Annotated in this window: 18 protein-coding genes and 2 tRNA genes; 18 read left to right on the top strand and 2 right to left on the bottom strand. The window is 64.0% G+C overall.

The window, feature by feature from the left end:
- The first annotated feature begins 5 nt into the window (after positions 1–5).
- From JS536_RS07565 to JS536_RS07555, 3 genes are all read left to right on the top strand, one after another.
- A complete protein-coding gene (locus JS536_RS07565; protein WP_214356441.1) occupies positions 6–707 on the top strand; it encodes a histidine phosphatase family protein in 702 nt (233 codons plus the stop codon).
- A gap of 223 nt (positions 708–930) precedes the next feature.
- Positions 931–1,003, top strand: a tRNA-Ala gene (locus tag JS536_RS07560).
- Positions 1,004–1,072: 69 nt separating this feature from the next.
- Positions 1,073–1,145, top strand: a tRNA-Ala gene (locus JS536_RS07555).
- Between the two features lie 102 nt (positions 1,146–1,247).
- Here the strand turns inward: JS536_RS07555 and JS536_RS07550 are convergent.
- A complete protein-coding gene (locus tag JS536_RS07550; RefSeq protein WP_214356440.1) occupies positions 1,248–2,117 on the bottom strand; it encodes a Cof-type HAD-IIB family hydrolase in 870 nt (289 codons plus the stop codon).
- Positions 2,118–2,521: 404 nt separating this feature from the next.
- On the opposite strand from JS536_RS07550, the gene JS536_RS07545 reads away from it, so the two are divergent.
- The 8 genes from JS536_RS07545 to pflA all read left to right on the top strand — a co-directional run bounded on the left by JS536_RS07545 (position 2,522) and on the right by pflA (position 12,591).
- Complete coding sequence (locus tag JS536_RS07545) at positions 2,522–3,496, top strand: MetQ/NlpA family ABC transporter substrate-binding protein (protein WP_214356439.1); 975 nt, start codon at positions 2,522–2,524, stop codon at positions 3,494–3,496.
- A 133-nt stretch (positions 3,497–3,629) separates the two neighbouring features.
- Positions 3,630–4,832, top strand: coding sequence for a methionine ABC transporter ATP-binding protein (locus JS536_RS07540; RefSeq protein WP_214356438.1), 1,203 nt, complete (start codon positions 3,630–3,632; stop codon positions 4,830–4,832).
- Positions 4,829–5,515, top strand: coding sequence for a methionine ABC transporter permease (locus JS536_RS07535; RefSeq protein ID WP_109056711.1), 687 nt, complete (start codon positions 4,829–4,831; stop codon positions 5,513–5,515). The genes JS536_RS07540 and JS536_RS07535 overlap by 4 nt, the downstream gene beginning before the upstream one ends.
- Positions 5,516–5,660: 145 nt before the next feature.
- Positions 5,661–6,812: an amidohydrolase gene (locus JS536_RS07530; RefSeq protein WP_214356437.1), complete on the top strand. Its 1,152-nt coding sequence runs from the start codon at positions 5,661–5,663 to the stop codon at positions 6,810–6,812.
- A gap of 112 nt (positions 6,813–6,924) precedes the next feature.
- Positions 6,925–8,622: an NAD+ synthase gene (locus tag JS536_RS07525; RefSeq protein WP_214356436.1), complete on the top strand. Its 1,698-nt coding sequence runs from the start codon at positions 6,925–6,927 to the stop codon at positions 8,620–8,622.
- Between the two features lie 36 nt (positions 8,623–8,658).
- Complete coding sequence (locus tag JS536_RS07520; RefSeq protein WP_214356435.1) at positions 8,659–8,859, top strand: hypothetical protein; 201 nt, start codon at positions 8,659–8,661, stop codon at positions 8,857–8,859.
- A gap of 255 nt (positions 8,860–9,114) precedes the next feature.
- Positions 9,115–11,490: a formate C-acetyltransferase gene (gene pflB / locus JS536_RS07515; protein WP_214356434.1), complete on the top strand. Its 2,376-nt coding sequence runs from the start codon at positions 9,115–9,117 to the stop codon at positions 11,488–11,490.
- Positions 11,491–11,709: 219 nt separating this feature from the next.
- A complete protein-coding gene (pflA, locus tag JS536_RS07510; protein ID WP_214356433.1) occupies positions 11,710–12,591 on the top strand; it encodes a pyruvate formate-lyase-activating protein in 882 nt (293 codons plus the stop codon).
- Between the two features lie 127 nt (positions 12,592–12,718).
- On the opposite strand, the gene JS536_RS07505 is transcribed toward pflA, so the two are convergent.
- Entirely contained in the window at positions 12,719–13,246 is a 528-nt protein-coding gene (locus JS536_RS07505; protein WP_214356432.1) for a hypothetical protein, read from the bottom strand.
- Positions 13,247–13,705: 459 nt separating this feature from the next.
- Between JS536_RS07505 and JS536_RS07500 the strand changes: the two genes are divergently transcribed.
- From JS536_RS07500 to JS536_RS07470, 7 genes are all read left to right on the top strand, one after another.
- Positions 13,706–15,022: a SpaA isopeptide-forming pilin-related protein gene (locus JS536_RS07500; protein ID WP_214356431.1), complete on the top strand. Its 1,317-nt coding sequence runs from the start codon at positions 13,706–13,708 to the stop codon at positions 15,020–15,022.
- A 105-nt stretch (positions 15,023–15,127) separates the two neighbouring features.
- Positions 15,128–18,262, top strand: a complete 3,135-nt coding sequence (locus JS536_RS07495; RefSeq protein WP_214356430.1) for a right-handed parallel beta-helix repeat-containing protein — start codon at positions 15,128–15,130, stop codon at positions 18,260–18,262.
- A complete protein-coding gene (locus JS536_RS07490; RefSeq protein WP_214356429.1) occupies positions 18,252–18,773 on the top strand; it encodes a hypothetical protein in 522 nt (173 codons plus the stop codon). The genes JS536_RS07495 and JS536_RS07490 overlap by 11 nt, the downstream gene beginning before the upstream one ends.
- Positions 18,774–18,777: 4 nt before the next feature.
- Positions 18,778–19,419, top strand: coding sequence for a DUF3000 family protein (locus JS536_RS07485; protein WP_214356428.1), 642 nt, complete (start codon positions 18,778–18,780; stop codon positions 19,417–19,419).
- On the top strand, positions 19,416–20,720 hold the full coding sequence (locus tag JS536_RS07480; RefSeq protein WP_214356427.1) for an HRDC domain-containing protein: 1,305 nt from the start codon (positions 19,416–19,418) through the stop codon (positions 20,718–20,720). Before JS536_RS07485 ends, JS536_RS07480 begins: the two co-directional genes overlap by 4 nt.
- A gap of 52 nt (positions 20,721–20,772) precedes the next feature.
- A complete protein-coding gene (gene tig, locus JS536_RS07475) occupies positions 20,773–22,158 on the top strand; it encodes a trigger factor (protein ID WP_214356426.1) in 1,386 nt (461 codons plus the stop codon).
- Between the two features lie 121 nt (positions 22,159–22,279).
- The gene (locus tag JS536_RS07470; RefSeq protein ID WP_214356425.1) at positions 22,280–23,740 is read left to right on the top strand and encodes a chloride channel protein; all 1,461 of its coding nucleotides are present in this window, start codon (positions 22,280–22,282) and stop codon (positions 23,738–23,740) included.
- The last annotated feature ends 159 nt before the right edge of the window (positions 23,741–23,899 follow it).

Raw genomic sequence — 23,899 nt, 5'->3', positions numbered from 1 at the left:
ATCCCATGGCTACCCGTCATGTCCGCTCCATCTTCCTGATCCGCCACGGCCGCACGTCCTACAACGCGGCCCACAAACTGCAGGGACAGGTGGATATCCCGCTCGACGCCGTCGGCCAGTGGCAGGTGCGTCAGACCGCCGCCGCGCTGAAGGACCTCTACGTGGACCGCAGGCCGGAGACGAGCGACCGCATCATCGTATGCTCCGACCTTTCCCGCGCGCACGCCACCGCACAGGCCTTCGCGGACGTGCTGGGCGGCGCCGAGGTGCACGACGACGAACGTGTGCGCGAACGCAGCTTCGGCGATTGGGACGGTCACGCCGTGTCCGAACTGGCCGAACGGTACCCCGAGGACTTCCGCTCCTGGATGGAACACCGCGGCGGCGAACTCAAATACGGCGCCGAGCCCAAGGAACATGTGGGCGCGCGTGGCGTGGCGGCCCTTGAGGACTGGTCCACGCGGGCCGGGGAGGACACGGACCTGTTCGTGTTCTCGCACGGTGCATGGATCGCCCAGACCCTGCAGACGCTGCTGGGGCTGAGCCAGGTGGATCCCTCGTTCGCGTCCGTGGTCTCCATGCGCAACGCCCATTGGGTGCGGTTGGTGCCGATGGATCTGCCGGACGGGTCGGTGCGCTGGCGTCTGCTGGAATACAACCACGGACCGGCCATCGCGGACACCGACGAATGGGAACGCGAACGCTGAACCGGAATGAGTCGGAATGAGCCGGAATTGGTTTCCCTCATGGGGCATGCCGATTCCGGTTCATTCGATCTTTCGGGCAACATAACTGAATAATGTGCCAAAACCGTTGGAATTCCGGGCGAAATCAACGTGAATTCAACACTGCGACACGCCGAATGTTGCCTTATTCGCAAACTCGTCGTAATGTATACGAGGTCCAAAACGGACCGCACAAATGAAAAACGGGGCTATAGCGCAGCTGGTAGCGCATCTCCATGGCATGGAGAGGGTCGGGGGTTCGAATCCCCCTAGCTCCACGAAGAAGCCGTCAGCGGCCAGTGTTGATGGTTTCCTGTTGATTCATGTGAGTGAGTCAAAACCCGTTTGGGGCTATAGCGCAGCTGGTAGCGCATCTCCATGGCATGGAGAGGGTCAGGGGTTCGAATCCCCTTAGCTCCACAGACAAGGCCGGTGCATTGCGCGCCGGCCTTTTGCGTTTCCGCCGGACAGACTGGTTGGACGTCCCCGCCGGACGAGCCGGCAGGGGCGCCGGGAAGGGACTCACAGCACGCCGAAGTGCAGCAGGGCGTTGAGCACGCCGTCATGATCCACGTCGTCGGTCACGTAATCCGCGGCGGCCTTCGGCTCGTCGGTGGCGTTGCCCATCGCGACGCCGATGCCGGCGTAGGCGAGCATGGCCGTGTCGTTGCCGCCATCGCCGAACGCCATCGTCTGCTCGCGTGTGATGCCGTAATGGGCCATGAACCGCTGGATGCCACGTGGCTTGCCGCCGTCGGCCGGAATGAGGTCGGTGAAGTCCGGGTGCCAGCGCACGCCGCGCACGTTGCGGCACAGGGAGACCAGCTCGGCCTCCTCGTCCGGGCCGATGAACGGGCTGATCTGGAAGGTCTCGTGCGCGGCCGTACGCTCGTGCGGGTCGTCGAAATACCGTGTGGGCGCGGTCTTGCCGAGTTGGGCCCATGTGGCCTGCAGCGCCTCGTTGGTGTGGTTGAAGTACACGTAGTCCCTCTCGCCGAAGTTGGCCACCACATCCGGGTGCCTGTCCAGCCAGTCGAGGATCACCTTGATGTCCGATGGTTCGATGGCCTGCGAGGCGAAGAATCCGGTGTCGTCGAAGCAGTACTGGCCGTTGAACGCCACGATGCCGTCGAACGTTACCGGCATGGTGTCCAGCACCACGCCCATCTGCGAGGGCGCGCGACCCGTGCAGATGAGCACCTTGACGCCCTTGGCCTGCAGACGGTGGATCGCGTCCACGGCGGAATCGGGCACCTTGTGCGTGGCGAAGCTGGTGAGCGTGCCGTCGATGTCGAAGAACACGGCCCTGATGTCGTTCCCGCGTGCGGTGGAGGGAACGCCGGAGTCGCGGGCGGGGGAGGGGAAGGAATCGTCGCCGATGATGTTGTTCATGTCTTCATTGTCCGTGTTGGGCGGACGTGACTGTGCGAATGGACGTGTCCATACCGGGCGGACGCGACCGCGAGAACGGATGTGTCCGTGCTGCGCCGATCCAAGCGAATGCCGAGCCCGTGGGCCGGTTGAAGCCCTGATGAAGTCCGCATAATGGTCATTCCCGGCTCAAGTACGCCGCGAACCCGTCTCGAACCGGTCTTATAGCGGGCTATCAAACCGTGTGATTCCGGCCGCTTATACACCCGTCATAAGCAACACCTATACGGCAATCGGCCATTTTCCGCCATTTTCTGGCTGCCGGGACGCTATGGTTAAGACCGTCAACAACGCGAAGGGCCGAACGGAAGAGAACCGGCCCGGCCCGCACAGGGCCAAACCGAACCAACAGAGAGAGGAAACCAATGACCGCAGCAACCCAGCCGGCCACTCCGGCCAACAACAACGAACCGGTGCGCGTGAACCACACCGTCCGCAACATCATCATCACCATCGTGGTGGTCGCCATCGTCGCCGTGGGCGCGTTCTTCGGCTATCGCTCCTTCGCCGGCGCCGGCGAGTCGGCCGCCAAGGGCACCAAGGACAACCCGGTCAAGATCGGCGTGGTGGGCGCCACCAACCCCGAATGGGTCAAGTTCAAGCAGAAGGCCGAGGCCGCGGGCATCTACGTGGACATCATCGACTTCCAGGACTACACCTCCGAGAACCCGGCCCTTGACTCCGGTGAGCTCGACCTCAACGAGTTCCAGCACCTGCTCTACCTGGCCAACTACAACGTGAGCAACAACAAGGACCTCCAGCCCATCGGCGGCACCGCCATCTACCCGCTCGGCGTGTACTCCACCAAGGTCAAGAGCATCGACGACATCAAGCAGGGCGACACCGTCACCATCCCGAACGACGAGACCAACCAGGCCCGCGCCATCGGCGTGCTCAAGGCCGCCGGTCTCGTGACCCTCAAGGGCGACTGGACCGCCTTCTCCACCCCGGCCGACATCGATGAGGCCAAGAGCAAGGTCAAGGTGACCCCGCTGAAGGCCGAGCAGGTGGCCACCACCCTCAAGGATCCGACCATCGCCGCCGGCGTGATCAACAACGACTACGTCGCCGACGCCGGCCTCGACCCGAAGGACGCCATCTACCAGGACAACGCCGAATCCGAGGAGGCCCGCCCGTACATCAACGTGTGGGTGGCCCGCAAGGCGGACGTGAACAACGAGACCTACAAGAAGCTCATCGACATCTTCCACGAGAAGGACGTGCTCGCCGCCCTTCAGGAGAACTCCGGCGGCACCGCGGTCTTCGCCGACAAGTTCAGCGCCGAGGAGCTGCAGGGCTTCCTCAAGGACATCGAGAAGGACGCCAAGGCACAGCAGTGACCGGCGGTCGGTAGGATTCATACGGATCCGTACGGCCGGTGATGCCGGGCGGGGAGGAACGGAGGGTTCCGCCCCGCCCGGCATCACGCCGTAGCGCAAACGGCAAAACGACATACGACAATCAGGAGAACCCATGAGCGACCCCATCATCACGTTCGACCATGTGGTCAAGGAATTCAAGGTCCGTGGCCTCAAGGCCGGCGTGGCCCGCGCCGTGGACGACGTGAGCCTGACCATCAACCGAGGCGACATCTTCGGCATCATCGGCTATTCCGGTGCCGGCAAATCCACGCTGGTCCGACTCATCAACGCCCTCGAGCGGCCCACTGGCGGTTCGGTGAGCGTGCTCGGCACGGACATCACCTCCCTGAGCGAATCCAAGCTCAGGCCCATCCGCCAGAAGATCGGCATGATCTTCCAGCAGTTCAACCTGTTCTCCACCAAGACCGTGGCGCAGAACATCGCCTACCCGCTCCAGCTCGACCATTGGCGCAAGGACTACCAGGACCGTCGCGTGGCCGAACTGCTCGACTTCGTCGGCCTGTCAGAGCACGCGGACAAGTACCCCTCCCAGCTGTCCGGCGGCCAGAAGCAGCGCGTCGGCATCGCACGCGCCCTGGCCACCAACCCCGAGATCCTGCTCGCCGACGAGGCCACCAGCGCCCTCGACCCCGAGACCACCACCGAGGTGCTCGCGCTCCTCAAGCGCGTGAACAAGGAATTCGGCATCACCATCGTGCTCATCACCCACCAGATGAACGTGGTCCAGCAGATCGCGGACCGTGTGGCCGTGATGAGCGCCGGCCGCGTGGTCGAATCCGGCGACGTGTACGACGTGTTCGCCGCGCCCCAGCAGCCGGTCACCAAGCGGTTCATCGCCACCGCGCTGTCCGGACTGCCCGAGGAGGACCGCGTCGAACGTCTCCACACCGAATGGTCCGGCCGCATCGTCACCGTGCTCATCCGCCAGAAGGATGTCTCCGACAGCCACGGCCGCGAGGTGGCCGCCTCCGGACAGAACATCTCCGAACTCATCGCCAAGCACGGCATCGAATCCGGCCTGCTGTACGGCGGCATCGACACCGTGCGCGGTTCCGCGATCGGCGCCATCACCTACGAATTCAAGGGCGACGACGCGCGCGTGAACGCCTTCCTTTCCGAACTCGCCGAAAACAGCGACGTCATCGACTTCGGCACCGCCGCGAACCCCGTACCGTACGACGAGGCCGTTTCGGGGTACACGCCGGAGCATGCGCCGATCGCCCCGGCCGCCAATGACGCCGATGCCGGCAGGACGGACGCCGCCGGCCAGAACAACGAAGGAGCCCAATCATGATCGTCCTCGCCAACCCGCGCAGCGACTGGAGCGTCCTCAAGCCCCTGCTGTTCCAGTCCATCGGCCAGACCCTGACCATGGTGCTCATCACCCTCGTGGTGGGCGGCTTCCTGGGCCTCATCCTCGGCGTGGTGCTCTACGGCACCCGCCCGGGCAACCTGTTCGAGAACGCCGTGGTCTACCGCATCCTTGACATCATCGTCAACATCGTGCGGCCCATCCCGTTCATCATCTTCCTGGCGGCCATGCAGCCGCTGACCATCGTGGTGGTCGGCACATCCATCGGCACCGTGGCGGCCATCTTCCCGATGGTCGTGATGTGCACCTTCGCCACCTCGCGCCTGGTGGAACAGAACCTCGTGCCCGTGGACCCCGGCATGATCGAGGCCGCCCGTTCTATGGGCGCCGGCAAGCTCACCATCATCCGCACGGTTCTTATCCCCGAAGCGCTCGCCCCGCTCATCCTGGCCTACGCCTTCCTGTTCATCGGCGTGCTCGACATGTCCGCCATGGCCGGCTACATCGGCGGCGGCGGCCTTGGTAACTTCGCCATCGCCTACGGCTACCAGAAGTTCGACCAGACCGTCACCTGGACGGCCGTGATCATCATGATCGTGCTGGTCCAGGTGGTTCAGGGCATCGCCAACGCCATCGCCAAGCGACTGCTCAAGCGCCAGCAGTAGCCGTTCGGCCAACCCATCCGGCGCACCCGCTGCGCCCATGCGAGGATCTCCCGCCGACATCCACTTGGCGGGAGATCCTCGCGCAATTTCGCGCGATACGGGCGCATTCCCGTACTTTTCACCCGCCTTACTAGAATCGGCAACCATGAGCGAACATATCGAGATCGACCCCGAACTCACCACCATCCGTCACTACCTGCACGCCCACCCCGAACGCAGCTTCAAGGAATTCGACACCAGCATCTACCTCGCCGACCAGCTCAAGGCGCACGGCATCGAAATCCTCGACAACCCGCTGGAAACCGGCGTCGTCGGCCTCATCCAGGGCGAGGCCGGCCCGGGCCCGCGCATTGGCCTGCGGGCCGACATCGACGGCCTGCCAATCGTGGAGGATTCCGGACTGGAGTTCAGCTCGGTCAACCACGGCGTGATGCACGGCTGCGGCCACGACCTGCATATGACCGGCCTGTTGGGCGCCGTCTTCTGGCTCGCCGAGCACCGCGACCGCTTCGCCGGCTCGATTAAGATCCTGTTCCAGCCCAGCGAGGAGACCGGCAGGGGAGCGCGCGCCATGATCGACGCCGGTCTCGTGGACGATGTGGACGCCATCATCGGCACGCACAACAACCCCAACTACGCTCCCGGCCAGCTCGCCATCGGCGTGGAACCCATGATGGCCGGCTGCGTGAAGTTCCACGTGGACCTGCACGCGCAGGGCACCCACGCCGCCTACCCGTACAAGGGCACCGGCCCGCTCGAGGCGCTCGCCAGCATGATCCTGAGCCTGCAGACCATTGTGAGCCGCAATGTGACGCCCTTCCATCCGCTGGTCCTGTCCGTGACCGAGGTTCACGGCGGCGACGTGTGGAACGTGGTGCCTGCCGAGGCCGGATTCCAGGGCACCGTGCGCTACTTCCACAAGGAGGACGGCAACCTGGTGGGCCGTCGCTTCAAGGAGGTCGTGCAGCACACCGCCGAGGCGTACGGCATCAGGGCCGACGTGGACTGGGACGACTTCCAGGACCCGCTCGTCTCCGACCCCTCGCTCGCCAAGGTCGTGGCCGCCGACGTGAACGACTACGCGCAGCTTGAGCCGATCCGCCCGTCCATGGCGGGGGAGGACTTCTGCGAGTTCGCCAAGGTGACCCTGCCCGTGTTCGCCTTCGTGGGCTCCAACGGCCAGGAAGGCTGCGCCGACTGGCACAGCCCGAACTTCGTGGGCCTCGACGAATCCATCCCCACGTTCGTCAACTTCTACGTCAACGCCGCCCTGCGCGTGCTCAACGAACTGAGCTGACCTTATCGGCTCCCCTCTTTGAGGGGAGCCGTCACCATAGGTGACTGAGGGGAGTATCCGTAAACCAGTACAAGCTCCAAGAACAGGTGCCGACCTGAGTACACTGAAGACCATGACACAGCTTCGCTTCGCACTCGCCCAGATCGATACCTGCGTCGGCGCGCTCGACGCCAACGCCGACAAGGTGCTCGACTACTCCCGCAAGGCCGCCGAAGGCCACGCCCAGGTGGTGGTCTTCCCCGAAATGACCCTGACCGGCTACCCGATCGAGGATCTCGCCCTGCGCCGCACCTTCCGCCAGGCCGCATGGGACAAGGCCAACGACCTCGCCGCGAGCCTCGCCGCCGAAGGCCTGGGCTCCCTGTTCGTGGTGGTCGGCACCGTGGGCACCGACCGCGCCACCTCCAAGCCGCGCAACCGCCTCGTGGTCCTGCACGAGGGCGTGGTCTGGGCCGGCTACGACAAGCACTTCCTGCCCAACTACGGCGTCTTCGACGAATTCCGCATCTTCTCCGCCGGCGACCGTTCCGTCACCCTCGACGTGGACGGTGCCCGCATCGGCGTGGCCATCTGCGAAGACATCTGGCAGGACGGCGGGCCGGTGGCCGAGCTGGCCGGCAAGGGCATCGATCTGCTGCTGACCATCAACGGCTCCCCGTACGAGGAGGGCAAGACCCACACGCGCCTCGAACTCGCGCAGCGCCGCGCCGCCGAGGTCAAGGCCCCGGTCATCTACCTGAACCAGGTGGGCGGCCAGGATGACCTCGTCTTCGACGGCGGCAGCTTCGTGGTGGACGCCGACGGCGCACTGCTCGAACGCAGCCCCATGTTCATGGAGGACCTCACCTTCTGGGACTTCGACCCGGCCGCCGAACACCAGGCCAAGGCCGACATCGCCGACCTGCCCGACCCGGACGAGGAGATCTACACCGCCTGCGTGCTCGGCCTCAAGGACTACATGGCCAAGAACCACTTCAAGGGCGTGACCCTCGGCCTGTCGGGCGGCATCGACTCCGCGCTCGTGGCCGCCATGGCCGCCGACGCCTGCGGCGGCGAGAACGTCTGGGGCATCTCCATGCCCTCCATGTACTCCTCGGACGGTTCCAAGGACGACGCAGCCGATCTGGCCGCCAACATCGGCGCCCACTATGAGGTCCAGCCCATCGAACCGCTGTTCAACGCCTACCAGGACCAGCTGCACCTCGAAGGCGTGTCCGCCGAGAACCTGCAGGCCCGCATCCGCGGCGTGATCGTGATGGCCAGCTCCAACTCGCGCGGCCTGCTCGCCGTGGCCACCGGCAACAAGTCCGAGCTCGCCTGCGGCTACTCCACCATCTACGGCGATGCCGTGGGCGGCTACGCGCCGATCAAGGACCTCCTCAAGACCCGCGTGTGGGAGGTGAGCCGCTGGCGCAACAGGGCCGCGGCCGCAGGCGTGGGCATCGGCGGCCTGAAGATCGTGGGCAACGAGGCCGGAGACCCCGGCATCCAGCTCAAGGACGGTGTGATGATCCCGGTCTCCTCCATCGAGAAGGCCCCCTCCGCCGAGCTGCGCCCCGGACAGAAGGACTCCGACTCACTGCCCGAATACGCGCTGCTCGACAAGGTGCTCGCCGCGTACATCGAGCACGCGCACGGACGCGCCGACCTGCTCGCCGACGGCTTCGACGAGGCCACCGTGGACACGGTGATGCGTCTGGTGGACCGTGCCGAATGGAAGCGTCGCCAGTATCCGCTCGGCCCCAAGGTCACGGCCCTCGCCTTCGGCCGAGACCGCCGCCTGCCCGTGACCAACGCCTTCCGTGAGTAGTCGTTTCATTCGGATCGGAAAGGAAGCCGAAAAGACATGACCGACAACGACAAGCAGTGGTACTTCAATACCGTCAAAGGCAAGGCCGAGCTCGGCCCGATCTCACCCATCGACCAGCGCATGGGCCCCTACAAGACCAAGGAGGACGCCGAACACGCCTGGGACATCGTGGTGGACCGCAATGCCAAATGGGAGGAGCAGGACCGCCAGTGGAACGGCGAAGGCTACCGTCGCTGATCCGATAATTCTCATATAGTGAAAAACCGCTCATGCGCACACCGACGCATGAGCGGTTTTTCATGTGACGAACACCACAACATGAAGGGAATCGCCGCGAAAAAGCCCTAGAAACCATTGGAATGATAGCGTTCACAAACGAATGTGAGATAGCTCACTTCCGATTTCAGCTTTTCCCAAGCATGCGCAAACTACACTAAGTAACCAACGATTCCGTGAAGATGCGAAATCGACAACCCCATTTAAAGGAGTGACATGACCGCAGTAGAAAATGCAGCTGTCTCCCAGGAGGAGCTCGAAGCAAAGGCGTGGGCCGGCTTCACCGAAGGCAACTGGCAGAAGGACATTGATGTCCGCGACTTCATCCAGAAGAACTACACCCCGTACGAGGGCGATGAATCCTTCCTGGCTCCGGCTACCGAGAAGACCAAGCACCTGTGGAAGTACCTTGACGACAACTACCTGGCCGTGGAGCGCAAGCAGCGCGTCTACGACGTGGACACCCACACCCCGGCCGACATCGACGCCTTCCCGGCCGGCTACATCGACTCCCCGGAGGTCGACAACGTGATCGTCGGTCTGCAGACCGACGTCCCCTGCAAGCGCGCCATGATGCCGAACGGCGGCTGGCGTATGGTCGAGCAGGCCATCAAGGAGGCCGGCAAGGAGCCGGATCCGGAGATCAAGAAGATTTTCACCAAGTACCGCAAGACCCACAACGACGGCGTCTTCGGCGTGTACACCAAGCAGATCAAGGTCGCCCGCCACAACAAGATCCTCACCGGCCTGCCGGATGCCTACGGCCGTGGCCGCATCATCGGCGACTACCGCCGCGTGGCCCTGTACGGCGTCAACAAGCTGATCGCCTTCAAGAAGCGCGACAAGGACTCCGTGCCGTACCGCAACGACTTCACCGAGCCGGAGATCGAGCACTGGATCCGCTTCCGCGAGGAGCATGACGAGCAGATCAAGGCCCTGAAGAAGCTCATCAACCTCGGCAACGAGTACGGCCTCGACCTGTCCCGCCCGGCCCAGACCGCCCAGGAAGCCGTGCAGTGGACCTACATGGGCTACCTGGCCTCCATCAAGTCCCAGGACGGCGCCGCCATGTCCTTCGGCCGTAACTCCGCCTTCCTTGACTGCTACATCGAGCGCGACCTCAAGGCCGGCAAGATCACCGAGACCGACGCCCAGGAGCTCATCGACAACATCGTCATGAAGCTGCGCATCGTCCGCTTCCTGCGCACCAAGGACTACGACGCCATCTTCTCCGGCGATCCGTACTGGGCGACCTGGTCCGACGCCGGCTTCGGCGACGACGGCCGTCCGCTGGTCACCAAGACCTCCTTCCGTCTGCTCAACACCCTGACCCTTGAGCACCTCGGACCTGGCCCGGAGCCGAACATCACCATCTTCTGGGATCCGAAGCTGCCGGAAGGCTACAAGCGCTTCTGCGCCAAGATCTCCATCGACACCTCCGCCATCCAGTACGAGTCCGATAAGGAGATTCGTTCTCACTGGGGCGACGACGCCGCCATCGCCTGCTGCGTCTCCCCGATGCGCGTGGGCAAGCAGATGCAGTTCTTCGCCGCCCGCGTGAACTCCGCCAAGGCCCTGCTGTACGCCATCAACGGCGGCCGCGACGAGATGACCGGCATGCAGGTCATCGACAAGGGCGTGATCGCCCCGATCAAGCCCGAGGCCGACGGCTCCCTGGACTACGAGAAGGTCAAGAACAACTACGAGAAGGCTCTTGAGTGGCTGTCCGAGACCTACGTCATGGCCCTGAACATCATCCACTACATGCACGATAAGTACGCCTACGAGTCCATCGAGATGGCTCTGCACGACAAGGAGGTGTACCGCACCCTCGGTTGCGGCATGTCCGGCCTGTCCATCGCCGCCGACTCCCTGGCCGCCATCAAGTACGCCAAGGTGTACCCGATCACCAACGCCGAGGCCAAGAACCTCGAGGGCCACGAGTACGAGTACGTCGAGGGCGCCGATGACGATCTGGTCGTGGGCTACCGCACCGACGGCGAGTTCCCGATCTACGGCAACGACGACGACCGCGCCGATGACATCGCCAAGTGGGTCGTGTCCACCGTGATGGGCCAGGTCAAGCGCTTGCCCGTCTACCGTGGCGCCGTCCCGACCCAGTCCATCCTGACCATCACCTCCAACGTGGAGTACGGCAAGAACACCGGTTCCTTCCCGTCCGGCCACAAGAAGGGCACCCCGTACGCCCCGGGCGCCAACCCGGAGAACGGCATGGACTCCCACGGCATGCTGCCGTCCATGTTCTCCGTCGGCAAGATCGACTACAACGACGCTCTTGACGGCATCTCGCTGACCAACACCATCACCCCCGATGGCCTGGGCCGCGACGAGGAGGAGCGCATCGGCAACCTGGTCGGCATCCTGGACGCCGGCAACGGCCACGGCCTCTACCACGCCAACATCAACGTGCTGCGCAAGGAGACCATGGAGGACGCCGTCGAGCACCCGGAGAAGTACCCGCACCTGACCGTGCGCGTCTCCGGCTACGCGGTGAACTTCGTCAAGCTCACCAAGGAACAGCAGCTCGACGTGATCTCCCGTACCTTCCACCAGGGCGCCGTCACCGACTGATACGTCGATGAACGCGACCGTGTGAAACGGTAGAACGATGAAGGGGTGGGCTTCGTCCCACCCCTTCCTTATGACTTCGGCATTTCCTTCCTTGACTCTCCTCGGGAGAGAAACCGCCGCACAATAACCGAGGGGAGATTGGGGCTCCGGTTCCGATTGGTCGGCAAACGCCGATAATCGAACAGAGTCCGTCGCATCACTTGCAGGAACAGGAGGACAATGATGCCCGACAACCAGTTCCGTACCACCACGCGCCACATGCTGCGCGAATCCAAGACGTACGCCTCACAGACCCTCATGGGCGGTCTGTCCGGCTTTGAATCACCCATCGGCCTCGATCGCCGCGACCGCATCGCCGCGCTCAAGTCAGGCGACATCGGCTTCGTCCACTCCTGGGACATCAACACCTCCGTGGACGGTCCGGGCACGCGCATGACCGTGTTCATGTCCGGTTGCCCGCTGCGCTGCCAGTACTGCCAGAATCCGGACACCTGGAAGATGCGCGACGGCAAGCCCGTGTACCTCGACGCCATGATCAAGAAAGTGGACCGCTACAAGGACCTGTTCAAGGCCACGCATGGCGGCATCACGTTCTCCGGCGGCGAATCCATGATGCAGCCCGCCTTCGTCTCGCGCGTGTTCCATGCCGCCAAGGAGATGGGCGTGCACACCTGCCTCGACACCTCCGGCTTCCTCAACACCAACTACACCGACGAGATGCTCGAGGACATCGATCTGTGCCTGCTTGACGTCAAGTCCGGCAACGAGGAGACCTACCACAAGGTCACCGGCGGCACGCTGCAGCCCACCATCGACTTCGGCCAGCGACTGGCCAAGGCCGGCAAGAAGATCTGGGTGCGCTTCGTACTGGTGCCGGGACTCACGGACTCCGAGGAGAACGTGGAGCAGGTGGCCGAGATCTGCGAGACCTTCGGCGACGCCGTGGAACACATTGACGTGCTCGGCTTCCACCAGCTCGGCCGCCCGAAGTGGCACGAGCTGCGCATCCCGTACCCGCTGGAGAACCAGAAGGGCCCGAACGCCGCCACCCGCGAGCGCGTGGCCAACCAGTTCAAGGCCCACGGTTTTACGGTGTATTAAACATATAAGGCTCTGTGACGCCAAGATTGACCTATTTCTCGGCTCCCCTTGTCAGGGGAGCTGGCGGCAAAGCCGACTGAGGGGTAGTTCTAATGCAGTAATGTCAATCTTGGCTTACAGAGCGTTATCAGTTGTTTTCGGCGACGGTCAGCGTGATTGCCCTGCCGCCGTAACCCGCGTTGGCCGCGCTGATGGTGTACTGACCTGAACCATGTGCGGAGACGACCCGTTCGAAATCGGCCTGCGGATTCTCTATTGGGTGAATATACAGTATTGCTCCTACACTTCCCAGTGCATTCATAGCCCAGTAAGCATCCTTGCCGACCAGAGCGGGAATGTCGCCGTTATCGAACGGGAAGTTGGCCTCGACGTACTCCTTCATACTTTCTTCCGTGTCGCCAGGGTCGGTCGGTTTAGTAGAGGGCATGTCTGCCGTATCGCTAGATTCCGTCTCTGTCTCGTCCGATTCGGGAGTGTTGTTGTCAGAACCCGTTTCCGTTGAGTCCCCCGACTTTTCATCACCTTCCGTCTGGGAAGATGCCTCCTGTTGTTGTGCTATATCGCTGGAGGACGTGGCAGAACCGCAGCCGGCGAGAGGGAAAGCTGCGAGGGCTAAGGCAAACAGAAGAGCGGGAAAGCTGCGCATGTGAGACATGGGATTCCTTTCGGTGATTGCAATTTCCGTTCAGGCTAGAAGAATGTTCGGACTGACGTGGACGGCAGTCGGACAGGGATTATGCGTAGAGGGATTCCGGTATGTTAGCGATTTCCAAAACGGTAATTATCGCCTCTATGTGATTATGAAATGACATTGACCATAGGATAGCGTCTTCCTCATTTTCAAGAGTTCTCAAAAGTCAAAGAATTGCGTCATTGGCGGACGGACTCTCCGTTTAGAAAAATGCAATCCTTTGCATTGCGCGAAACCCATGCGAAAGCTGTTTGGGCGGCGAGTTCCGTTTGACGAAATCGTGTTGGGGGGGGTATTAGTGGCTAATGGAGGGCGTTATGGAAGACGCTCGATGGGGTTTCTGATTCCGGTTGTTTTCGAAATCAGGGATTTCCTCGGCCGCGATTGTGAGCGGTAACGGAAAGTATGGAAGAGGATTTCTTGATGATGAAGTTCAGGAAGGTCATGGCCGGTCTGGCCGCCGCGGCGACGTTGTTCGCCGGCATGGCGTTCGGTGCGGGCACGGCGAACGCCGCTGATGCCGCGGACGCACTGTCTGATACGCAGATTCGTATCACGGCATCCAACGCCGACCAGTTCAAGACCAGTGTTGGTATCCGTCAGTTCAAGTACGCGAAGCTCGCCGACTACAATTTCGACGGGAACGGCAAGCCGTACCTGACCACAACCAATGGGGTGAGCAAGGACACCGTCAAGGGTGCATTGACGGCTGCCGGCATGACTCCCGCCGATTCTCCTGATGATCCATTCACTTGGCTTGGCTCACAATCTGTCTCTACCATCAGCGGAACGGACTGGCGCAAATTCGTCGAGAACCAAACGCTCAGGGGCCTGGCTACGAATTCTATTACCCCGGATGTCAGCGCGGACGGCAAGACCCTGACGTTCGACTTTGCCGTCGATAAGGTGACGGCTGGCCAGCCGAGTGGCCGTGGCTTGTACCTGATTATCGATCAGAGTGGCGATTACACCATAGACAATGCCTCGACTGATTCCAAGTGCACGTTCGTGTACAAGCAGATGCAGGCCATCCTCATCGGCACAAAACTCAGCGGTGTGGAAAACGGCAGTGGAGAGCTGAATATCCAGGGCATCGTGTTCGGTGACTTGGCGACTGGCACGGCTGAGCAGAAGCAGACCGGCACCGAGTCCTGCGTGCCTCAGGGCGGTTTCACCAAGGTCGGCGATGACGGAACAACCGGACTCCGGGGAGCCGAATTCTCCGTATACACGCCTAAGGCCGGTGCCACGGACGATGATTTCAAGAACGGTGCCCTCTCCGCGACCCCTTCTATTCCTACTGACAAGTTCGACGCATACGACGAGTTCGGTTCCACTGATCAGAAGACCAACATCCTGACCTCCGATCAGAACGGCCACGTGGATTTCGGCACCCTGCCGGCGGGCACGTACTACGTGTACGAGAGCAAGATGCCGACCGTCGCCGATAACAGCGGCAAGCAGTATCTGACCGACTTCCGCGCGGTCCTCAAGGTCGAAGTGACGGCGGGCGAATCCGGCAAGTCCGGTACTTTCACCATCACTGATCTCAACGACCATGGTCTGCTCACGGGCGATGCCACTAATGGATACAAGTACAGGAACATCACGTCCATCGTGCACTTGCCGTTGACGGGTGCGGCTGGTACGGCATTGTTCGCGGTGGTGGCCGTGCTGCTCGCGGCGGGTGCGGGCGTCACGTTCGTGCGCTCCCGTTCCGTCAAGCGCGCGCTGCGCTGAACCGATGGCCGTCGGCGGTCGATTGAAGTGATTGAGGCATGCGCCCCGACCCCTGGTGTGGGGCTTGGGGCGCATGCCCGTACCTGAAGGTGGAGTGGAATAGACATGATGCGGAACGTGGACGTGGCGCGTCGGATGCGCGCCGGTGCGGCGGCGGTGGCGTGCTCGGCGATGCTGGCGGGCGGTCTGGCCGTGGCGGCGAACGCGGCTGATCCGGTGGCCTGCACGGCGGACAGCTGGGAGACGCTGAGGACGTGCGTCGGGACGGAGGGCGACGTGACGGTGTCGGTCACGGCGATGATCCAGGCGGGCGACGATACGCTGCAGGTCGCGGCGGGCGCGAAGACCCTGAGCGCGGCGGACGGCATGGGCGTCGAGGGTGCAGCCGGGCGGGAGCGTGCGGATTCCGTGTTCAGCGTGCCGGCGGGCGCGTCCCTGACGATCGAGGGCGGCACGTACCGGAATCTGACGGCCGTGGGCGCGAACAATCTGGGCGGCAACGGCGCGCTTGTCTACTCCGAGGGGAACGTGACCGTCAAGGGTGGCACGTTCGAGCATAATACGGCGCGCAACGGCGGCGTGTTCTTCATGCAGTCCGGCGATCTGGCCATCGAAGACGGCAAGTTCGAGAACAACACGGCGACCGCGTTCGTCAACGACAAGGATACGACGAAGGGCGGCGGCGTGGCGTACGCGAAGGGCGGGCTGACCGTCTCGGGCGGCTCGTTCACCGGCAACACGGCGGCCGGCAACGGTGGCGTGCTCTATAACACCGGTAGCACCACCACGATTTCGGGCGGCTCGTTCACCGGCAATTCGACCACGGGCTCCTCCGGCCAGGGCGGCGGCGTCCTGTACGCGGCCGCGGGCTCGACGACCGTCTTGGACGGCGACTTCGAGGACAACACGACGGCCAAGCGCGGCGGCGGCGCCCTGTATCAGGCGGCAGGGAGTATGACGGTCTCCGCCGGCACATTCAAGGGCAATTCGACGACCAACACGGGAAGCCGAGGCGGCGGCGCGATTCTCATGGAGGGCGAGCTGAAGATTTCGGGCGGCACGTTCGAGGGGAACAGCACGGCCACGAATCGCCGGTTCTCCGGCGGCGGCGCCGTGTATTCGCAGGGCAGGCTCACCGTGCAGGACGAGCCGGTCTTCAAGGACAACTGGGCGCATCAGGGCGCATACGGCGAACTCGCGAAGACGGCGGGTGGTTCCGGCGGCGCGGGCGGCGCGATCTTCCTGCAGGAGAACTCGACCGCGTTCCTGCTGGGCGGCTCGTTCACGGGCAACGAGTCCGGGTATCTGGGCGGCGCGGTGTACACGGAGGAGCATTCGCTCTCGTACATCGGCAAGGCGGTCGCCACCGGCAACACGGCGGGCCATTTCGGCGGCGGCCTGTGGCTGTGCCCCTCGGGCGTGGGCTCGGCGTCGAAGTCGGGCAACATCGCCCTGTACAACAACAGCCTCGACCCGTCCCTGGACGCGAACCGTGAGTCCGGCGGCAAGGCTGGTTCGGATTTCGCGATGATGAACCCGAGCAACAAGAAGATCGACCAGACGACGTTCGAGCTGATGGACTCGTGGTTCACGGACCGCAACAACCCGGCCGTCAAGTGGCGGTGGGACGGCGAGCCCGCCCGGGACGCGGACGGATTCACCGCCGGCACGTTCAAGCTCAACGCGGATCCGACGCATAAGACCGGCGACGTGCAGAAGGCCGGCACCATCGAGCTCAACGGTACCGACAACTTCGGCATCGCCCTGAAGGCCGAGGTGCTCCCGACAACCTCGACCGACAATGCGTACAGAACGGCGGCCCTGACGTTCACGGGCAACAAGTCGCAGTGGTCCGGCGGCGCGATCGGCAGCAACGGCACGCTGTCGTTCTCCTCGCCGTACACGGCCGCGTGGAACAAGGTCGACACCGACGCCACGTCCACGTACCTGGCCGGCTCGTCGTGGCGACTCACCACGAAGGATCCCACGAAGACTGACGACAAGGTCGGCGGCGGCGACCTTACCTCGGGCCTCAGCGAAGGGTGCGACGCGGCCGCGAAGGGCGAACAGAACCTGTGCTGGATCCACCGCGACGGTGACGCGGCCGATGAGATGTCGCTGATCATCGTGGACAACGGCCCGCGCGACAACAATTCGGATGACGGCCGTTTCAGCGTGGACAACCTCAAGCCGGCCCAGTACTGGCTGACCGAGGAGAGCCAGCCGGCCAACCATGCGAAGAGCACGGCCGTGTACACGTTCACCATCACCGAGGGCCAGACGAAGACCCCGGCGCTGTCCGTCGTGGACGGCAAGGCGGACGCGAACGCGCCTCTCGTGGCCGATCCGAACGGGGAGAAGCGTTCCATCGGCAACAAGGCCATCGGCGGCCTCAACTGGATCAAGGTCAAGACCGGCACCTCCGAGCGGCTCGCCGGATCCGAATGGACCATCAAGGGCGCGGAGGATTCCAACAAGGACTACAGCCTGACGGTAACGGACTGCGTCGCCTCCCAGACCGTGAAGTGCGACGGCACGGACGATTCGCATGACACGGACGGCGACATGGGCGAGTTTGCGGTGTCAGGACTGGCCGCGGGCGAGTACACGCTCACGGAATCGAAGGCCCCCGACGGGTACGTGCTCGACCAGACCGCCTACACGTTCGACATCACCAACGATCCGGACACGGTCGTCAAGCTGAAGGTCAACGGCACGGAGATGACGACGAACGCGATCGGCAACAAGCCCACTGAGGTGTCGTGGACGAAGGTCGGCTCCGACAATGCGAACAAGGCGCTGCCCGGCAGCACGTGGAAGCTCACCCGCACCAACGCCGATGACACGAGCGAGACCGTGTATAAGAACATCGTGGACTGCGCGCCCGGCGAGGACGGCAAGGCCCCGACCTGCGAGGGTTCCGACATGGACGGCGCGGCCGGCAAGTTCAAGCTGACCGGTCTGACGGCCGGCTCGTACACGCTGACCGAGACCAAAGCCCCGGACGGGTTCGTGAAGTCGGACACGTCGTACACGTTCACCATCTCCGATGAGGGCGTTGTCTCGGTCATCACCGGCGCGAACGACAACAAGATCATCAACACGAAGATGGTGACCGCATTGCCGCTGACCGGCGGCAGTGCCCTGGACTGGCTGGTGACCGGCGGCGTGCTTGCGATCCTGGCCCTGGCCTCCGCCCTGGTCATGAGCCGGATGCGTGGACAGGCCGATGCCCGATAGCTGCGGGTTCGATTCCGGGCAGGTCGCTTATCTGAACGGCCTGCCCGCCGTGGCCCGCGCTGATGCTAGACGCATCGTGTACGCGGACTGGTTCCGCGACGAGGTCATGCGCCGCTATGGGGAGGGCGTGCCGCCGACCGTCGTGTTCCGCGAGGCCGGGCTTGCGCCCGAGCTCATCGGCAGCAAACGCATCGAGCGGTGCGTGGCCCGATGGCGGTGCGAGACGAGCATATCTCCGATGCGTCGCGGTCGGCCTCAAGTCCCGGCCGCGACAGAGAAACGGACGGAATCGGTCGGCCAACAGCTTACGGAAATCGCCGAGCTGGAACATCGTATTGCCGATTTCGGGTCTCGTCTCGGTCTTGACCAAGACGATATCGACATGGACCGTCGGCAAGCGATTATCATCGCACTCGAACAACTTTCAGACGATTACGAGACTCGGCTGGGGGAGATGTTTGGCGGAAAAGCGCGCCGATACCGGGAAACGGGCGCCGCTGCCTTACCCTGATGGTATGGCTGAGATCTTCGCTTTTCCGGCGGGTACTCCTGCGGCAACGAGGCCTGGCGATGGAGCCGGTGCGCCGCAGCATCCCGTGCGCCCGCGCGGCGTGCCGGACGACGTGTGGGCGGCCGTCGAATCCGTCCGAACCATGCGACGCCTCGACGGCGTGCGCTACCGCGAGATTCCCGTGCCCTCAACGCTGGCCGACTTCGGCATCGGCGTGGAGCTCGAATCGGAAACCCCGGATCAAGGGGAGAGCCGGCTCCGACTCGCCACCGGCTGGATCATGATGCTCTACGCCCATGAGCCGCGTATCGGATGGGATTCGAACTGGCGGTGCGTGGCGTTCGCGAGGCTGCCACTGGAAGCGGGGGAGAACGACCCGCTCGCCCCTGGCATGTACTGGGACGGCATGTGCGATTATGTGGGATTCGCCGAGCCGGACACCGTTTCCGGCACCGTGACCGTGACCCGCAACACCGCGTTCGGCGGGCTCGACGAGGCGCCCAGCTCCGGTTGCGAGATGCGCGTATCCTGGACGCCGCTTGACGGGACCGGTCCGGACGGTACGATGGACGCCGGCGCTCAAGTGAATTCGTGGGCCGCCTTCATCAGATCTACCGTCCGTCCAGAGGAGGATGACTGCAGGTGAGCGACGTCCGTGAGACCGAACCCCGGTTGCTCAAGGAACCCCGTGGGGGAGTGCCCAACGTCACCTCCACACTCGCCGACTATCACCGGTACTGCGAGGCGCTGGCCGCCGCGGACGGTCCGTTGGCGGCGGACGCCGAACGTGCCTCCGGCTTCCGGTACGGCCACGAGGATTGGCTCATCCAATTCAAACGCGAAGGCGCCGGCATCGCCCTGCTCGACCCGGTGGCCCTGACCGAAGTCGGGGCCGATTGGAACGAATTCAACGACGCGGTGGGCGATGCCGTCTGGATCCTGCACGATTCGCTGATGGACCTGCCCGGCTTCGCGGACATCGGCCTGAAACCCCGTGCCCTGTTCGACACGGAGATCGCCGCGCGACTGCTCGGCCTGCACCGCTTCGGCCTGGCCGCGGTGACCGAACACTACCTTGGCATCACGCTGGCCAAGGAGCATTCCGCCGCCGACTGGTCCTACCGTCCGCTGCCGCGCGACTGGCGTAACTACGCGGCGTTGGACGTGGAAGTGCTCATCGAGCTTGAGGAACTCATGCGCCGGGACCTGAAAGCCCACGGCAAGGACGAATGGGCCGCCGAGGAATTCTCGCACGCCCTGAACGAGGGGCTGGCTCCAAGGAAGCCCCATCCGATCCCATGGCTCAGGGTCTCGCGCATCACACAGCTCAGCCGCGACCCGCGCGGGCTCGCCATCGCCAAGTCGTTGTGGGAGGAACGCGACCGGCTCGCCAGGCGATACGACATCGCCCCCACGCTGCTGCTGGCCGACGCCTCGATCATCGAGGCCGCCACGGCCAAGCCACACAACGCCGCCCAGTTCCGGGCCTTGCGCTCCCTGAACGAGCGGGTGCGCATCCGCACCGGCACCGAACAGGACAAGATGTTCGAGCGGTACGCGCCCATCCAACGTGAGGTCAAGCCGAAGGTGTGGAAGGCCGCCATCGACCGGGCCATGGCGTTGAAGCCCTCGCAATGGCCGTCCATGCCCTCGCCCGACCAGGACGAGAACGGCATGGTGGTCAATGCGCCGCGTTCCATGCGACTGTGGCAGCAGCGGCATCCCGACCGCTACGACCGCCTGCAGCGCGTGCGCAAGGTGATCAACGGCATCGCCGAGGACACGCGCACCCCGGCCGAGATGATCGTCAAGCCGCAGATCCTGCGCAACCTGTGCTGGACCGAGGACCTCGCCGGAATCGACGTGGAGGCATTCCTCGCCGGCCAGGGCGCGAGAAACTGGCAGGTGCGCCTTATTGCACCGTCCGTAAGTAGCGCTATCATGTAGAGGTTGCCTTACGGCAGATTGTTAAGAACATACGACTTTTGAGGAGTCATTCGTGAAGATCAGCGTTCGTAACCTCGAGCCCACCAAGGTGAAGCTCACCATCACCGCCGACCCGGAAGAGCTTGACCCGTTCCTGGATAAGGCTCGCAAGGAAATCGCCAAGCAGGTGAACGTTCCCGGCTTCCGTAAGGGCCACGTGCCCGGCAAGATCATCGACCAGCGCTTCGGTTTCGCCGCCGTTGCCGGCGAGGCCGTGAACGACGCCGTGCCGGAGCTGTACTCCAAGGCTCTGGAGGAGAAGAAGATCCAGCCGATGGATCAGCCGGAGTTCGACGTTCAGGAAGTGCCGCAGTCCGCCAAGGACGAGACCAAGCTGAAGTTCACCGCCACCGTGGAGCGTCGCCCCGACTTCGAGCTGCCGGAGGTCGATGGCATGGAGATCGCCATCGCCAAGCCGGAAGTCAAGGACGAGGACGTGGAGAAGCGTCTCGAGGCCCTGCGCCAGCGCTTCGGCACCCTGGTGGGCGTGGATCGTCCGGCCGCCAAGGGCGACTTCGCCAACATCGACCTGACCGCCGAGATCGACGGCGAGACCGTTGACTCCCAGGAGGGCGTGAGCTACGAGCTCGGCTCCAACACCATGCTCGACGGCATGGATGAGGCCCTGGAAGGCCTGTCCGCCGGCGAGGAGACCACCTTCGAGGGCACGCTGGAAGCCGGCGAGCACGAGGGCGAGAAGGCCACCATCAAGGTCAAGGTCAACTCCGTCAAGGCCGAGGAGCTGCCGGAGCTGAACGACGAGTTCGCTTCCGAGGCTTCCGAGTTCGACACCCTGGACGAGCTCAAGGCCGACATCCGCAAGGCCGCCTCCCAGGACGCCGAGGGCCGTCAGGCCACCGAGGCCCGCGATGCCTTCATCGCCAAGCTGCAGGAAGGCCTGGAGATCCCGGTGCCGAAGGGCGTCAAGGCCAAGATGGTCGAGGAGCAGCTCAAGGGCATGACCCCGGATCCGGAGAAGGCCACCGACGAGCAGAAGGCCGAGGCCGAGAAGAACGTCGAGAAGGACCTGCGCGATCAGATGGTCCTCGACGCCCTGGCCCAGAAGCTGGACGTCAAGGTCTCTCAGGCCGACGTGTTCAACTTCCTCGCCTCCATCGCCCAGCAGTACGGCATGGACCCGAACGCCTTCATCCAGGCCATCATCAAGAACGGCCAGCTCGGTTCTGCCGTGCAGGAAGTCGGCCGCTCCAAGGGCCTGCTCGCCGGTATGCGCGCCGTGAAGTTCACCGCCGACGGCGAGGTCGTGGACCTCTCCAACTTCCTGGGCGAGGCCGCCGAGGATGAGGAGGCCGAGTCCGTCGAGGCCGCTTCCGCTGCCGCCGCCGTGGCCGACGAGCTGTCCAAGTCCGATGAGGGCGAGGCTGCCGACGCCGAGTGAGCGCGGTGAGTCGCCGTCGCGCCTGCCTTGCGCTGGTGCGATGACATGACTGTAGGCCCGGGACCGATATGGTTCCGGGCCTTTTCGTTTGCCGGTTACGGTGAATGACAGGGGAGATGCGATGGAAAACGTTGTGCGGAACGCCGATGCGAGGCGTCTGGGGTGGCTTGCCGCCGCGACCGTGGTATTGGGAGCGCTGATCGGTGCGGGAGCCGGTCTGCTGACCCTCCTGCTGTATGGCGTCGAGCGGGTGATGCTCGGCTATGTGGAAGGTTCCGGGCTGCCCGGCCCGTTCGGCGTGCCAGCCGTGCGCCGCGCCATTTCGGTGACGATTGGCCTGTCCATCGCCGGCGTGATCTGGTATCTGCTGCGCGCCAAGACCACCAAGGTGCCGTCGGTCAAGAAGGCCGTCGGGGGAGCGCGGATGCCCATCTGGCAGACCGTGCTGCACGTGGTGTTGCAGATCTTCATCGTGGGCACCGGCGCCTCCATCGGCCGAGAAGTGGCCCCGCGCGAATTGGGTGCCATGCTGGCCCAACGGTTCTGCGACCTGTTCCATATCGACGGCGAACACGGCATCGACCGACGCATGGTGGTGGCCGTGGCGGCCGGAGCGGGCCTCGGCGGCGTGTACAATGCCCCGTTGGCCGGCATGTTCTTCGCCGTGGAGATCCTGCTCACGGACGTGACCCTGGAGAAAGTGGCATTCGGACTGGGCATGTCCTCGGTGGCCGCATTCACGGCGGCGCTGGTCAAAGGCCATCACACGTTCTACGACATCACCGCCATGCAGCCCGAATCGACGCCAAGCCTCATGCTGTTCGCCCTGCTGTGCGGTGCGGCGGCAGGTGCGGCGGGTGCGCTGTTCCGCAAGGGCTCGTCCTGGGCGGAATCGCACAAGCCCGCCGGTAAGGGGATACTCTGGCAGATGCCGCTTGCCGGTCTGATCACGGGTCTGGTGGCCGTATTCGTGCCACAGGTCATGGGCAACGGTCGTGCCGCCGCGCAGCTCGGGTTCAGCACGTTCGTCTCGGACACCGCCGCCGCTTCTGGGGCCGCGCAGTCCGGAGCCTCGGCCGCCGCCTCGCCGTGGACGCTGTTGGCGAGCGGGACCGCCGATTCGGGCGCGGCCTCCGCCGGTGCGGGTACGGGCGCTGGTTCGTGGCTGAATGCCCTAGGCCTCGGGTTCGCGCCCAATGCCGGTTCGACGCTTACCCTATCGCACGCCGGACTGATACTCGGCGTGCTGTTGCTGACGTTCGCGGCGAAAGCCGTCGTCACGCTGATGACCATTCGCTCCGGCGCATCCGGCGGCGTGCTGCAGCCGGGCATCGCCCTGGGCGCGACGCTGGGCGCGATGCTGGGGGTCCTGTGGATGTTCGCGTTCCCGATGGACACGGTGACGGCGTGCGCCCTGATCGGCGCCGCCGCGCTGCTCGCCGCCTCCCAGCAGGCGCCTTTGATGGCCATGTGCCTGGTCATGGAGCTGACCGAAGCGCCGATCACGTTTTTCGTGCCGGTCGGACTGGCGGTGGCCGTGTCCGCATTGGTCTCCAAGTGGATGCTGGGGCGATTGAAGTAGCAATAAGGCTCCCCTCTTTGAGGGGAGCTGTCGGGCGGGTTCTAGTGATCGTTGCAACGCTTGGCCGGGTGGCGGGAGTCATGTATGGGCAGGTGGGTTTTCGAGGGCGTGGAGTACGCGAGTCGGGGTCTTATGTGCGAGGCGAGGCGGGAACGCTAC

The organism is Bifidobacterium sp. SO4 (assembly GCF_018555355.1).
Lineage (GTDB): Bacteria > Actinomycetota > Actinomycetes > Actinomycetales > Bifidobacteriaceae > Bifidobacterium > Bifidobacterium miconisargentati.
The sequence above is the reverse complement of the archived record's forward strand: the minus strand, read 5'-3'. Positions and strand labels throughout refer to the sequence as shown.